This window comes from Clostridium sp. AM34-9AC, from assembly GCF_003480225.1.
GTDB lineage: Bacteria > Bacillota > Clostridia > Lachnospirales > Lachnospiraceae > Acetatifactor > Acetatifactor acetigignens.
In genome coordinates this window covers 1-13,378 of the sequence record NZ_QUIU01000016.1, presented here as the reverse complement: position 1 = coordinate 13,378, position 13,378 = coordinate 1, and the positions used below count along the sequence as shown (strand labels likewise).

The window sequence follows — 13,378 nt, the reverse complement described above, 5'->3', positions numbered from 1 at the left end:
CAAAAAAATTATTATTTTCGTTAATAAAATATTTTGAACAAATTTCGTACAAAAAATCCTATCTTACCATACTTTTTGTACGAGAATGCTTATAAACGGCTTATTTACGAAAATCCTACGGAAACAGTATTTTCTAATAATACATGGCCCCCTGTAAAAAGCCCCAGAAGTAATACAGGCCACACACCAGATGCCACAGATAGGCCAGCCATTGTATCGCAGCCAGTCCCTTTTTCTTCTTCGTATCCGCCTTTCCGGTAGCCCGCAGCAATACCAACAGTGCTCCCACAAATGCAAAAAAGATACCGTACATATATCCCCAGGAAAAGTTAAAATCCATCTCCCGGAATCCCTTCTCGTACAGGCAAAACGCCATCAGAAAACTCATACCGTAAATCTGCCAGGAGAAGCGGTAAATGCTGTCTCTGCACAACTCCTTATAGTTCAACAGAAGCACCAGGATCGGGAAACCGACAGCCAGACCGATAGCCAGCGGAAGATTACCGCAATACTGCAGCCACACATGTCCCAGCGTAAAACCGATGCCGCCTTCCTGTCCCTCCTGCGGGACGAACACACCGCGGAACTGGTACAACAGATCCGCAAAAGTAGGAAGGAAGCATACTCCCAGCCAAATGGTGGGCATGAAGTTCCGGAATTTGCTGTGGAACATTCTCCACAGCATCAGAATTCCCGCGGCCCCCACCAGTACGATCGTAAAGCTCGGCTTCGCCATCGTTGCCAGTAACAGATAAACAGAAAAGAGGATATAATCTCTTCCATACTCCTTGTGGGCATTGTCCTGTTCATACAGAGGCATCAGCTCTGCATACTTGAAAAATGCCAGGATTGCAAAGGGTCGTGCCGCCATATAAGTAGCGTTATGGAAAGGATTTGCCGTAAATACTCCCAGATACTTGTACTTGATCCCCGGCAGATAGATTCCCATTGGCGGATATACCATGGATACGAAAAACAGGGATACCGCTACCGTTCCTGTGAGTACGCCGGGAAGCCAGGCTTTCCCGGGCATGGCTTTACGCAACTCCGCCCCCACGTGCCTGTCCAGCATTATTTTCAGGGCGATCATCGCTGCGCTGTTCAGCAACATCGCTGCCAGCGCCATGGCCAGTTCCGTTCCGGTGGGCAGACTGCCTGTGACCAGATGGATCACTGCCGCCAGCTTGAAGAGGATCGGATAGGGAAAGCTGTAACCGCTGTCCAGTCCCTGCATTTCCAGAATGTATGCCTTCATATCGGAATGATACAATCCCGTCCCCAACATACTTTCCACGCACTGCCGGTAAAACAGCCAGAGAGTAACCGCCGAAGCAATCCCCACCAGTACGGCAAACACAACGATCTCTATGAAATTTTCGACATTATTTCTTTTTCCCGTACTATTTTCTGCTGTTTTCTGTCTCATGCCGCCTTTTCCCGCTATCCGTCCAGGTTTCACAGTCGGATCCTATTTCAGCTTCGTGTAATATGCTACCACTTTTTTCACCGCATGGATCACATCTTCCACGTCTTCGTCGGTCAATCCGTAGTACAGAGGAATACTCATGACTTCGTTGTAGTATTTCTCCGCATTCGGGCACAGCCCTTTTTCATAACCCAGTTTTTCATAATAAGAGTGCCAGTATACCGGCAGATAATGTACCTGTGGGCAGGTATTCTCTGCATACAGCGCGTCAAAGAACTGCCGTCTGTCGCAGTTCAGATTCTCCAGATTCAGATGCAGTACATACAGATGCCAGGTCGTGTCAGACTCCGGGATCTCCTTCTGCAGGATCAGTTCCGGCATGTCTGCGAAGGCTTCGTTGTAGCGTTTGCGGATTTCCTTTCTACGTTTCTCAAAAGCAGGAAGCTTCTTTAACTGGCTAAGTAACAATGCTGCCTGAAAATCCGTCATACGATAGTTAAAGCCCAGTTCCACCTGCTCGTTGTACCACAGAGCATCTGTAGGATGTACCATTTCCTCCGGATCTCTCGTAATACCATGAGTTCTCAATCTCCTCAGATGGCGATATAGTTTCTCATCATTCGTTGTAATTGCTCCGCCTTCTCCACCGGTTACTGTCTTCACCGGATGGAAGCTGAAGCAGGTCATATCTGCCAGGCTTCCCACCGGCTGTCCCTTATAGGTTGTCCCAATGGCATGCGCCGCATCCTCGATCAGGAGCAGGTTATGCTCTTTGCAGATTTTCCTGATCTCATCCAGTTCCACAGCCTGTCCGGTGAAATCCACTGCGACAATTGCCTTGGTTCTGGGGGTGATCAGCTTCCGAATGGATGCCGGATCAATATTATAAGTCTCCGGGTTAATATCCGCAAAGACCGGCTTTGCACCGGCATATAATACACAGTTGGAAGAAGCTGCAAATGTAATGGAGCTTACGATAACCTCATCCCCTTCGCCAAAACCCGCTGCCAGAGCCGCCAGATGCAGGGCTGCAGTTCCGTTGCATACTACTACTGCATATTTAGCATGTGTCAATTCACACAAATGTTCTTCCAGTTCCTTTACCTTAGGTCCACAGGTAATGTAGTCGCTGGTCATTACTGCTGCCACTGCATCTACATCTGCCTGGTCAATATATTGCCGTCCGTAGAAAATTTTATTCTCTCGTACAGGTTTTCCTCCAAAAATAGCTAATTCTTCCATAGGGGCCTCCTTTGGTCACTTTTTGCCTATTTACTGACTCATCTTATCATATTGAAGAAAGAAAAACAACAATGGTGTTGGCATCCATCGCTTTGCTGCGGTATAATTAAACCGTTATAAATCCATACTTACTGTTCACAGAAAGGATCTCTTCGCCTTATGAGTTCAAATACGAAAAAGAAAATAAAATCATGGAAACTCTTTTCCGGTATCGTTATTGTAGTTCTGCTGCTTGCCGTAACAGCCGCCGGAATTCTCTATGTGAAAATATATGAACCCGGAAAACGTTCCGCCGATCTTGGGCGCCTGCAGCAGGAATCCTATCAGGGAGTCTTCTGCTCCATGTATGCGCCGGAAGCTTTCCCGGAAGACATTTACTCTACCTATATGGGTTACGATGCTGTCAGCTGTTCCCATCGCCTGACTTCCTTTTCCGATATCTCCGATTATCTGAAAACTGCTTTTTCCTCCGGAAATGAGGTCACTCACGTATTGCTCATTTTGGACCCCTTACTGCTGTGGAACAGCAATTTCCATAATAACAGTCGATTTTATGCCTCTTTCGATGAGTATCTTTTGGCATATGTCGATTCTTATTCCGGTGTTGAATTTACCATAGTATTCTCCTGTCCTTCTCTGAAATACTGGCAGGCCCACAGCAGCGACACCGAAACCTACAAAAATCTGGTGCAGGTTCTGGCAGCTCCCCTGTCTGTCCGGGAAAATGTCTCTCTGTTCTTCCCCGGCGGAGAAGAATGGCTGATCTCCAATCCTGATGCCTATGACACTCCTCTGGAATTAAATGCTGTCGCTGCCCGATCCGTCATGCTGCTGGTATTGAGCGGCACCTTGCAATACCATGGTATAGATGCCGATAACTCCAGTCTGACACAGTTTGATACCTTGGTGCAGGCAGCCATTAATGCCCCTGCTTCCTACTCCGATCTGTCCGATTATGACATCGTCTTTTTCGGTGACAGCGTATTCGGAAACTATCAGGATTTTGCCTCCATCCCCGGTGTTATCGGTGCCCTGACGAAAGCCTCCGTTCACAACCGTGCCATCGGAGGTTCCTCCGCCACACAATTGACCCCCGATGACAAATCCTTCCCCAGTGCCGTACAGCGCTTTTTATCGGAAGATACTGCCGAAATCTCCGGGGAGAAAAAACTTTGTTTCGTAATCAATTACGGATTGAATGACTATTTTACGGGATATACTGTGGAGCAATACCGTGACGGTCTGCAAGCAGGGGTGCAATCTCTGCAGGATGCTTACCCGGATGCTGAAATTCTGATCGCTTCCTCGAATTTCATTACAGCGTTCGACAACGGTACCGCTTTCAACAATGATCTGGATGAAATTCTGAACGATTATGTGACCGGTGCCGAAGAAACCGCGGCGGCCATGAACGTTTTCTTTCTCAATACCAACGAGGCATTGCAATGGAATCCCCAAAATGCTACCTGCTATCTGGTGGATGCCGTTCATCCCAACGAAGAGGGACGTTTCCTGTTTGGCACAGCAATTATAAAGGCTTTAGAGGAGGATATTTTTTCTTATCCTGTACACTGATATCTTTTCCCAGCTGTACTTCGATCACCTGGAGCTCCGTGTCTGCCAGAAGCATATGCCGGCATCCCGCCGGCATCCGCAGCACATCACCGGCCTTTACTCTGCATTCCTCACCATCTATCACTGCCCGGCCTTCTCCGTAGATCACCGTCCATACCTCATCCCGGAATTCATGGCTGTGATAATTCATCTTATGTCCGGGATTCAATGTCACTTTGATCGTCAGACTTTCCTTTTCCACATCCATAATCCGGAAGCTTCCCCAGGATTTTTCTGCGAACATGACCTGCTGGGTAAAACTGCTCACATATGGTTTGATATAGCTGGACTGCTCTTTGTCCGATACCAGAATCCCCTCGGGGCTGGCCGCCACGACAATATCCTGCAATCCCATGCACAGCACCGGCATATCCAGCTCATTCACCACATGGACATTCCGGCAGGTCTCATTGAGCACCGCCTCCCCGACGCATGCACTGTCCATGGCTTCCGTCAGGGTGTTCCAGGTACCCAGATCCTTCCAGGTTCCGGCAAAACGCATGACCTCGATCTCAGGTTCCTTCTCCACCACCGCATAGTCGAAACTGATCTTCTGTAGGGTTTCATATTTTGCCAGCAAATCTTCATAATCGGTAAACTCTATGAGTTCATGAGCTTTCTGCAATACATAATTCAGGCGGAAGGCAAACACTCCGCCGTTCCACAGCGCTCCCTGTCTGATATATTCCGCTGCCTGCTCCTTGTCCGGTTTCTCCTTAAACATTTCCACCGGGCTGATATTTTCCGCTGTTTTCGGAATGATATAGCCATATTTTTCGCTGGGATACGTCGGTTCCATACCCATCAGCACCAGATGTGCCGCACTCTGTGCCGCACGCTCCTCCAGCCGGTGCAAGGCTTCGAAATAATCCTTTTCCACATACGGATCCACCGGACATACAATCACCGGCTCTTCTCCCGTCACTCCCTGCACATCCTGCAGATATGCCACCGCCAGTGCAATCGCCGGGAAGGTGTCTCTTCTGCAGGGCTCCATGCTGATACCGACATTTTCTCCCAGCTGGTTGTGGATGGAAGAGATCTGTGCCTTGGATGTGGCAATCGTGATCTTTGCCTCCGGATCCGCCTCCCGGATCTGCCGGTATACTCGCTGCACCATGGACTCCAGGCCGCCGTCTTCCGTATGGAATATTTTGATAAACTGCTTGGAACGGATCTCGTTGGACAGGGGCCAAAGCCGCTGTCCGGAACCGCCCGATAAAAGTATGATATTCATAAGCGTCCTCTCTTAATTCTGTACGGTAAGCAGCAGATAATCTCCTACCGTATCCACTACATCATAGGAAAAATCAATGTATTGCAGATCTCCCTGATACAATACCAGCAGGCCGTCTCCCACCATCTCCACCAGTTCTGCGGCCTGTTGCTCTGGATAGATGTAGTGATACCGGTCCGCATAAGCCGGAAGCTCTCTTCCGTTGGAGACATTACTCTTCCCCTGATAATACTGTGCGTCTATCTTACAGACATACTGGGTCAGGATCTCCGTGGCATCCCGGTTGAACTACCAGCCCAGATTGCCGGTGATGTACAGACTTTCGTATTCCTCCAGAGAATCCGCTTCCGCCACCGCCTTCATGAAATCTTTGTTATAGTACTCTCTGCTTTCTTCCGCATAGGTAGTAAAATAAGTCCCGAAGAACAGAATACTGCTGATTCCATAGGCAGCTGCGGCCACCGGCCACAGCTTTTTCCATTTTCGAACCGCCAGACCGATTCCGTAGGCACATAACAGGATGATCGGATAGAAAATAATATTCACACGGTTAATGTTGACTTCGTAAGTGATCAGGCCGACCCAGATCCCGGTGACCAGGAAGCCCCATAATGCCAGCATCCGTGTCTGTTTTTCAATGTTTTTCTCCCGGAAGAGCTGTATGGTAAATACAATGATCCCCGCAAAGACAAACGGGATCGACACATGATACAACGGGCCAAAAGCCGGAATCGAATTGAAGAAAATATCCGGCAGCTGCAGGAATACATGGCTGAACAGAGCCCAGGCATTTTTCCCCAGCTGTGCAAAGGAAAAGTTCAAAAGCAGAATATCTGCGCTTCTCACACTGTCCGGGAAATACGGCATGGTAAAAAGCGGAGTACTTATGGTTCTGCCAAAGTGTACCGCATTGATTCCCAGAACTATGACTTCCGGCAGGGCCACTACCGTAAAGATCAGTGCGCACAGCAATCCTTCCCGGAATTTCAGCCGGCGCTTCCACAGGCACCATATGAAGAATACAAAAAGAAATGCAGTTACGGAATAGGCAGCGATACCGTAACAGTAAAATGTCAGTCCGAAAAAGACCATGGACAAGTATAAATAGCGTCGTTTTTCCAATCCAAGAAGCAGTAAATAAAATCCCAGCAGGAAAATATGCGGGAAGAGATTGCAATCCAGCGACCAGCGGCTCTGCATAAACTGCCAGGGATTCACAGCGGTCAGCAGCATTGCCACCAGGGCGATCCGTTCAGAGAATAATTTCCTGCCCACAAGATATACCAATGCCACCGCGCCAGAGGAGATCAGTACCATCGGCAGACGCACCGTTACCGTGTTGAATCCGAACAGTTTGATAAAGGGGACCATGCAATAAGCAAGGAGAACGCTCATCTGACTGTATCTCCAGGCAGTAAAATGAACCGGCAGAAAAGTACCATATCTGTCGGTTCCGTATTTTGATAATGCCCAGGCATCCACCGCTCCCATGGCCTCGTCCTGGTTGATACCGTCCGGCACTGTGGCAAAACGGATGCAACGCAGGATCATGGCAAGCGCAAGGATGCTCCAGAAGAAAATTTTTCTGTTTTTACTGTTCCAAAGACCGGTGGAAGTATCCTGTGTCATAGTATTCATAATCGTACGATACCTTTCGATGTTCTCTTTCAGGCTTCCCGCGTCATTTTTTCCGCCGCATATGGCCTGTCACTATCACATCATACCACAGAATGTTGCATTTGTCCCTAGTCTTCCGTATACCGGTCCAGCATTTTGAGATATTTCAAAACCGCTTTCTTCTTATCCTCCGGAAGATTACGATATGTATGCAATATCAATTCTTCCTCCTGTGCATGTACTTCCACCATTTCCCGCTCATCGAAGATATCTGTGATCGAGATTCCCAGCTGATTGCAAAGAATCATCATGGTATCGATTCTGGGAACTGTCTTGCCGGTCAGAAAACAGCTTACCGTAGAGGATGACAGTCCCGAATGCCTTGCAATCTTATAAGGTGTCGTGCCTCTTTCGGCACAGAGCTGTTTGAATTTTTCCGCAAGTTCCCTGCATTTTTCTTTGGTGTCGTACATATTGTTTAACCGCCTTTGTCATTTATTTAGGTCTCTATAAAGTACATGACAAAAATCGACGGATTCTTACAAAAAATTTTTTGTGTGGTGTGCGTGCGCTCCGCAGAAAGAAAGCAAAAAGACCTGCCTGTCGGCAGATCTTTTGAGTATTATAATATTTTCTGTTTTACATCATCAGCAGGCTTTCATGATTTATTTCATCATAAATAAATTCCGCCCATTCCTCAACAGTATCATGGTCGACAAAATCCTTGTCCATTGCCAGTGCCTTGGATAAATAAGAATCACGAACGGCACGAGCTGCTTCCACTTCATTCAAATGATACTTCCTGACCAAGGTATCCCGTACATAACTCTTAAATTCCCTGATTTCCGCATTTGTCATACCATTCACCTTCTTCCCCTTGCGTTCAAATATTTCTTCTTGTTATTTATCATATCACAAGATAATACTTTTATGCAAGATATCGCTTTTAAAGTATGAAAGGAATACTGTTGCGGATATACCTCTCCATTATCTTTCAAAAACTCCTTATAATTAATGTCTTCCGGTATGACTTGGCCTCCGTTAACCTTATACGCTATATTAATTATATTGCCATCCGCAATTTCTCCATAGCAAATATCGTATTTTCCATCCTGATTGTGCTCTAGTATATTGTATGCAGACAGCATCTGTGGTTTCAATCGATTATTCAGGACAAATTTTCCCCATCTTTCCGAATGTCGTGGATAGGAACCTATTACTAAATCCATTGCACTTATCGGTTTATAATCTACTTCTACAATGTATGGTTCCTCGTTTTTATTATTTTTCGCATTATATTTCTGAGTAGTTCTTATTGCTGCCAGCGCTGCATGATCATAGCTTGGCGTTGTATAAAAACCCGGGCCAAAATCCAGATAGGGTTTACTATATTTCAGATCGATTCCATGATTAACTATATTTATTGCTGAACTATAATTGGTTCCATGATATAATTTCATCTTATGTTTACTTTCTTTCACAGTATTTTTACTTCAATATGTTTCCCTAATGCACTGGCATATTTTTCCAAAACCACCAATGTAGGAATTCCCGAACCATTCTCCAGTCTGGCAATATTAGACGCTTTCATCCCTGTACGATCCGCGATATCACTCTGTGTCAAACCCTGTCGATGTCTCTCTGCCACCAATTCCTTGACAACTTCATCCGTATGACTCGACACTTTTTTCTGTATTGCTTCCACATATGCCTGCAATCTTTTTAGCTGATCTTTTTTCCACTCCTCGTCATCTTGCAAAATTTCAAATTTTATGCCATTCATATCTTCTCTTATATCGTTTTCTTTCATAATTCATACCCTTCTTCTGTTGTCCTGATTACTTTGTTATTTCATATTATATCATTGATGATAGTATCTTTCAAGATATGTTGCAAGGAATATTTATTCATATATAAAGTGCCGGAATTCTGATTCGCAGAAATTACGTTTTCCATATAATATGGTATGAATTGCAATTCTCCGCTCCACGATTCTTAAGTTCCCTCGATTTATCGAAATCCCTTTAGCCGTCAAAAACTTTACTCCCTCATTAGATAATGTTATACTTTTTATAAAACATCCCGAAAGGAGCCTGATCTTAAATGCGGAAATTTATTATGGATAAATATAATCTGATTGCATTTGCCATCGGATTGATTCCCACCATTCTACTTTACCTGTTTCCTCCGGATGCCGCTGTCCCCTTTTGGGCATTTTCTATTGTTTTATTCTTTCTGTTAATTGCCATCTGGATGTGTGCAAAGCTATGGTTAGAATCCAAAAACGATAAGGCTGTTCCCACGATATCCATCATCGAATGCAGTCACAATGTCTGTATTTGTAAAACACATGATTTTATCACATACAACTCGATTGTTACATTTTATAAGAAGGATGGGAATTTCGAAAAATTAATTGGATTTGGATTAGTAGAAACTATAAACAGCGGCGGAAAATCCGCACAGATTCGGATCGTTCCCGGTGACATGCGGAGCAAGAACCCAGTCTCCGCTTCGGAAATTTCCGATTTTGTCTCTTATATTAATGACAATAAAAATAACATTATTGTGCGCCCTACTATAACAAGCGATATTGTGCCTTATATCTATAAAATATTAAATCAGGAGGTTTCCAATGAGTAAACAGATTAAGATCGTACATGTATCCGATGATAATTGTGATGTTTCTCTTAATGTTGGTTCTATTAATGGGGTGCAGGAAGGGGACAAATTTCTGGTATATTCTCTTTCCGACCACGAGATCGTGGATCCGGATACCGGGGAATCCTTAGGATATCTGGAATTTGTGAAGGGTACCGGGGAGGTCGTCCATGTCCAGGATAAGATGTGCACCATCACATCCGTCACATATCGGAAACCGGTAGCCAAAAAGACAATCCGTAAGACAACACCGTCCATGACTATGTGGGCCGGCAGTACCGTGGAAGAAATTGTTCAGGATGATAACCGGGAGCAGATACCTTTTGACAATCCTCATGTGGGAGATCTTGCAAAACCTATTTAAATACTCTTTTCAAAAACGCCAGAGCTTTTAGAAGCTCTGGCGTTTCCCAATTTTTTATTCCACCGTAACACTCTTCGCCAGATTCCTGGGCTTATCTACATCCAGTCCCTTTGCGACACTGACATAATATCCCAGCAGCTGTAGCGGTATCACCGCAAGGCTGGCCATGAAATGCTCGTCCACCTTCGGCACATAGACAGCGAAGTTCACCTGATCTTCGATTTCGTAGTTGCCATAGGTAGTCATGCCCATAAGGTATGCACCACGGCTCTTGCACTCCAGCATGTTGCTTATGGTCTTCTCGTATAACCCGTTCTGGGTCAGAACACCGATCACCAGCGTTCCCTGTTCGATCAGACTGATGGTTCCGTGCTTCAGTTCCCCGGCCGCATATGCTTCGGAATGAATGTAGCTGATTTCCTTCAGTTTGAGACTTCCTTCCAGACAAACGGCATAGTCTATACCACGTCCTACGAAGAATACATCCGACGCATTGGCATACTTTGCGGCAAACCATTGCAGCCGCTCCTTGTCTTCCAGAATTTTCTGTACCTTCTCCGGAATCGTCAGCAGTTCGGCAATATAATAACCATACTGCTCTTCTGTGATCTTACCACGAACTTTGGCAAACTGCACTGCCAGGCAGTACATTGCTGCAAGCTGCGCACTATAGGCCTTCGTGGTTGCCACCGAAATCTCCGGGCCTGCCAGTGTGTAAAATACTTTATCTGCTTCTCTGGCAATACTGCTGCCTACCACATTGACAATGGCCATAGTGGTAATGCCCTTTTCTTTTGCAAGTCTTAATGCAGCCAAAGTATCCGCTGTCTCACCGGACTGGCTGACCACGATCATCAGTGCCTTCGGGTTCAAGGACATTTTCCGGTATCTGAATTCTGATGCAAGTTCCACACGCACCGAAATATCTGCCAAGTCTTCCAGAACATACTGTGCCGCCATGCCTACATGCCATGCAGAACCACAGGCTACAATATAAATCTGTTCAAAGCCCTTGATCTCATCTTCGGTAATTCCCACTGCTTCGAAGTCAATCCTGCCATCCTTGATCACAGAATTCAGGGTATCCTGAACTGCTTTCGGCTGCTCATGGATCTCTTTCATCATGAAATGTTCAAAACCGGCCTTTTCCGCCGCTTCTGCATCCCATTTGATTTCCGTAGTCTGCTTCTCGATTTCATCCCCGTCCAGGTTATAGAAATGAGCTTCTCCCGGAGTCAGCTTTGCGAACTCAAGGTTGCCTATATAATACACATTTCTGGTATATTTCAGAATTGCCGGAACATCAGATGCCACATAGGTCTCCCCATCCGCAATACCGATGATCATCGGGCTGTCCTTACGGGCTACCCAGATCTCACCGGGATAGTCACGGAACATCAGCTCCAACGCATAGGATCCGCGAATGCGCACCATGGTTTTCGCAATGGCATCAATGGGACCGAGTTTATACTTCTTGTAGTAATAATCCACCAGCTTGATCGCTACCTCTGTATCGGTCTGGCTGTAAAATGTATAACCATGCTTCAGCAGTTTTTCTTTCAGTTCCGTGTAATTTTCAATGATACCATTATGTACGCCTACCACTTCCGATTCTACCGCGCCGGAACCGGATCTGCTGCAGTTGCCGGAGACATGGGGATGGGCATTGATCTGACTGGGTTCGCCATGGGTTGCCCAACGGGTATGTCCAATACCACAGGTTCCTTTCAACGCATTTCCATTGTCCGTTTTCTCGACCAGATTCGAAAGACGGCCTTTCGCCTTTACTACCTGTGCCATGGCATCGCCATCGCGGACTGCAAGTCCTGCAGAGTCATACCCTCTATATTCCAGTTTTGACAGTCCGTCCAACAGGATCGGTGCTGCCTGTCTGTTTCCTGTAAATCCTACAATTCCACACATATACTAGTCCTCTTTCTAATTGTCTGCTTATTTTCCTACTACGATTTGCTATTTAAGAAATAAGCCCCTGGAATAAAAGCAAAAGATCTGCTCTCATACCGGCAGATCTTTTTAAAATTATTTTTCTAAATCAATTGTCTTTAACAATTCGCGAATCTGCTCTACACTCAGCCATTCGGTATTATTACCGGAACTATAGGAGAATCCCTCAGCGACTCTCTTGCCAGTAGGAACAGCACGTCTGGATTCACTCCATACCATCTGGGGATATACAATAAAGTGCTTGTCATATTCGTATGTGTTCATGGAATCTTCCACGGTTACCATGATCTCATGAAGCTTTTCGCCTTCGCGAATTCCGACTTCCGGCATCTCACATCCCGGCAGCATTGCCTGAGCCAGATCTGTGATCTTGAAAGAAGGAATCTTGGAGATGAAAGTCTCACCACCCTTGGACTCTTCCAGAGCCTTGATCACCAGTTCCACGCCCTGCTGAAGACTGATCCAGAAACGGGTCATGCGATAGTCGGTGATGGGGAGCTCAGTACCGCCGTTCTTGATAATGTTGTGGAAGAACGGAATAACAGATCCGCGGCTTCCAGCCACATTACCGTAACGAACGATGGAGAAGCAGATATCCTTGCTTCCGGCATAAGCGTTAGCAGCAATGAATAACTTGTCAGATACCAGTTTGGTTCCGCCATACAAATTTACCGGATTGACAGCCTTGTCTGTGGACAGAGCAACCACCTTTTTCACACCGGTATCCAATGCGGCATCAATAACATTCTGTGCACCGTGGATATTGGTCTTGATCGCCTCAGCTGGATTGTATTCGCAGGCAGGCACCTGCTTCAGAGCTGCAGCATGGATAACATAATCCACACCCTCAAATGCTCTGGTCAGACGTTCCTTGTCTCTGACATCACCAATGAAGAAACGAAGTTTATCAGCATACTGTTTGAATTCATTCTGCATGATAAACTGCTTGAACTCATCACGGGAATAAATGATGATCTTCCTGGGATTGTAGTTGTCCAACACATACTTGGTAAATGCCTTACCAAAACTGCCGGTACCACCTGTAATCAAAATGGATTTATTATCTAATAACATAATGTCCTCACTTTCAACACTTAAAATTCCTAATCATCATAACATATTATATGGAAAAACGCAATTGTTACGCATATTCTCTGAGACAGTATAATTCCAGAAAAATAGCCAAAGTCCTTTTCATAAAAGGACTTTGGCTCAGGCTGTAGACAAAGCGCCTTCCTGCGAGGGAGCTTTT

The 13,378-nt window shown here is 45.8% G+C and carries 13 protein-coding genes; 3 read left to right on the top strand and 10 right to left on the bottom strand.

Annotated features, from left to right (window positions below; genetic code table 11):
* Positions 1 to 133 precede the first annotated feature (133 nt).
* Together DW835_RS10665 and pseC are read right to left on the bottom strand one after the other, a co-directional pair.
* The gene (locus tag DW835_RS10665) at positions 134 to 1,426 is read right to left on the bottom strand and encodes a hypothetical protein (RefSeq protein ID WP_118669066.1); all 1,293 of its coding nucleotides are present in this window, start codon (positions 1,424 to 1,426) and stop codon (positions 134 to 136) included.
* 42 nt (positions 1,427 to 1,468) lie between these two features.
* Positions 1,469 to 2,668 carry a UDP-4-amino-4,6-dideoxy-N-acetyl-beta-L-altrosamine transaminase gene (gene pseC / locus DW835_RS10660; protein ID WP_118669067.1) on the bottom strand — a complete coding sequence of 400 codons (1,200 nt, stop codon included), beginning with the start codon at positions 2,666 to 2,668 and terminating at the stop codon, positions 1,469 to 1,471.
* 159 nt (positions 2,669 to 2,827) lie between these two features.
* On the opposite strand from pseC, the gene DW835_RS10655 reads away from it, so the two are divergent.
* On the top strand, positions 2,828 to 4,243 hold the full coding sequence (locus DW835_RS10655) for an SGNH/GDSL hydrolase family protein (protein ID WP_118669068.1): 1,416 nt from the start codon (positions 2,828 to 2,830) through the stop codon (positions 4,241 to 4,243).
* Here the strand turns inward: DW835_RS10655 and DW835_RS10650 are convergent.
* The 6 genes from DW835_RS10650 to DW835_RS10625 form a co-directional block, all read right to left on the bottom strand.
* Positions 4,197 to 5,519, bottom strand: coding sequence for a sugar phosphate nucleotidyltransferase (locus DW835_RS10650; RefSeq protein WP_118669069.1), 1,323 nt, complete (start codon positions 5,517 to 5,519; stop codon positions 4,197 to 4,199). The genes DW835_RS10655 and DW835_RS10650 overlap by 47 nt on opposite strands.
* A gap of 288 nt (positions 5,520 to 5,807) precedes the next feature.
* Positions 5,808 to 7,157 (bottom strand): glycosyltransferase family 39 protein, encoded by a 1,350-nt coding sequence (locus tag DW835_RS10645; RefSeq protein WP_118669070.1) that lies wholly within the window; start codon positions 7,155 to 7,157, stop codon positions 5,808 to 5,810.
* Positions 7,158 to 7,264: 107 nt separating this feature from the next.
* Entirely contained in the window at positions 7,265 to 7,609 is a 345-nt protein-coding gene (locus DW835_RS10640) for a helix-turn-helix transcriptional regulator (protein WP_118502392.1), read from the bottom strand.
* Positions 7,610 to 7,775: 166 nt separating this feature from the next.
* Positions 7,776 to 7,994, bottom strand: coding sequence for a hypothetical protein (locus DW835_RS10635; RefSeq protein WP_022312325.1), 219 nt, complete (start codon positions 7,992 to 7,994; stop codon positions 7,776 to 7,778).
* Between the two features lie 5 nt (positions 7,995 to 7,999).
* Positions 8,000 to 8,596 (bottom strand): DUF3990 domain-containing protein, encoded by a 597-nt coding sequence (locus DW835_RS10630; protein ID WP_118669071.1) that lies wholly within the window; start codon positions 8,594 to 8,596, stop codon positions 8,000 to 8,002.
* Positions 8,597 to 8,613: 17 nt separating this feature from the next.
* Positions 8,614 to 8,946 carry a helix-turn-helix transcriptional regulator gene (locus DW835_RS10625; protein WP_243037134.1) on the bottom strand — a complete coding sequence of 111 codons (333 nt, stop codon included), beginning with the start codon at positions 8,944 to 8,946 and terminating at the stop codon, positions 8,614 to 8,616.
* Between the two features lie 308 nt (positions 8,947 to 9,254).
* Between DW835_RS10625 and DW835_RS10620 the strand changes: the two genes are divergently transcribed.
* A complete protein-coding gene (locus tag DW835_RS10620) occupies positions 9,255 to 9,779 on the top strand; it encodes a hypothetical protein (protein ID WP_147353715.1) in 525 nt (174 codons plus the stop codon).
* On the top strand, positions 9,772 to 10,161 hold the full coding sequence (locus DW835_RS10615; RefSeq protein ID WP_022312329.1) for a hypothetical protein: 390 nt from the start codon (positions 9,772 to 9,774) through the stop codon (positions 10,159 to 10,161). The genes DW835_RS10620 and DW835_RS10615 overlap by 8 nt, the downstream gene beginning before the upstream one ends.
* A 54-nt stretch (positions 10,162 to 10,215) precedes the next feature.
* On the opposite strand, the gene glmS is transcribed toward DW835_RS10615, so the two are convergent.
* Both glmS and pseB read right to left on the bottom strand, forming a co-directional pair.
* Positions 10,216 to 12,084 carry a glutamine--fructose-6-phosphate transaminase (isomerizing) gene (gene glmS / locus DW835_RS10610; RefSeq protein ID WP_118669073.1) on the bottom strand — a complete coding sequence of 623 codons (1,869 nt, stop codon included), beginning with the start codon at positions 12,082 to 12,084 and terminating at the stop codon, positions 10,216 to 10,218.
* A 117-nt stretch (positions 12,085 to 12,201) separates the two neighbouring features.
* Positions 12,202 to 13,200, bottom strand: coding sequence for a UDP-N-acetylglucosamine 4,6-dehydratase (inverting) (gene pseB / locus DW835_RS10605; RefSeq protein WP_118731087.1), 999 nt, complete (start codon positions 13,198 to 13,200; stop codon positions 12,202 to 12,204).
* Positions 13,201 to 13,378 lie beyond the last annotated feature (178 nt).

Bases quoted from the DNA above. Each gene is read 5' to 3' on its own strand.
- DW835_RS10665 (WP_118669066.1), bottom strand. From the start codon at position 1,426: ATGAGACAGAAAACAGCAGAAAATAGTACGGGAAAAAGAAATAATGTC.
- pseC (WP_118669067.1), bottom strand. From the start codon at position 2,668: ATGGAAGAATTAGCTATTTTTGGAGGAAAACCTGTACGAGAGAATAAA.
- DW835_RS10655 (WP_118669068.1), top strand. From the start codon at position 2,828: ATGAGTTCAAATACGAAAAAGAAAATAAAATCATGGAAACTCTTTTCC.
- DW835_RS10650 (WP_118669069.1), bottom strand. From the start codon at position 5,519: ATGAATATCATACTTTTATCGGGCGGTTCCGGACAGCGGCTTTGGCCC.
- DW835_RS10645 (WP_118669070.1), bottom strand. From the start codon at position 7,157: ATGAATACTATGACACAGGATACTTCCACCGGTCTTTGGAACAGTAAA.
- DW835_RS10640 (WP_118502392.1), bottom strand. From the start codon at position 7,609: ATGTACGACACCAAAGAAAAATGCAGGGAACTTGCGGAAAAATTCAAA.
- DW835_RS10635 (WP_022312325.1), bottom strand. From the start codon at position 7,994: ATGACAAATGCGGAAATCAGGGAATTTAAGAGTTATGTACGGGATACC.
- DW835_RS10630 (WP_118669071.1), bottom strand. From the start codon at position 8,596: ATGAAATTATATCATGGAACCAATTATAGTTCAGCAATAAATATAGTT.
- DW835_RS10625 (WP_243037134.1), bottom strand. From the start codon at position 8,946: ATGAAAGAAAACGATATAAGAGAAGATATGAATGGCATAAAATTTGAA.
- DW835_RS10620 (WP_147353715.1), top strand. From the start codon at position 9,255: ATGGATAAATATAATCTGATTGCATTTGCCATCGGATTGATTCCCACC.
- DW835_RS10615 (WP_022312329.1), top strand. From the start codon at position 9,772: ATGAGTAAACAGATTAAGATCGTACATGTATCCGATGATAATTGTGAT.
- glmS (WP_118669073.1), bottom strand. From the start codon at position 12,084: ATGTGTGGAATTGTAGGATTTACAGGAAACAGACAGGCAGCACCGATC.
- pseB (WP_118731087.1), bottom strand. From the start codon at position 13,200: ATGTTATTAGATAATAAATCCATTTTGATTACAGGTGGTACCGGCAGT.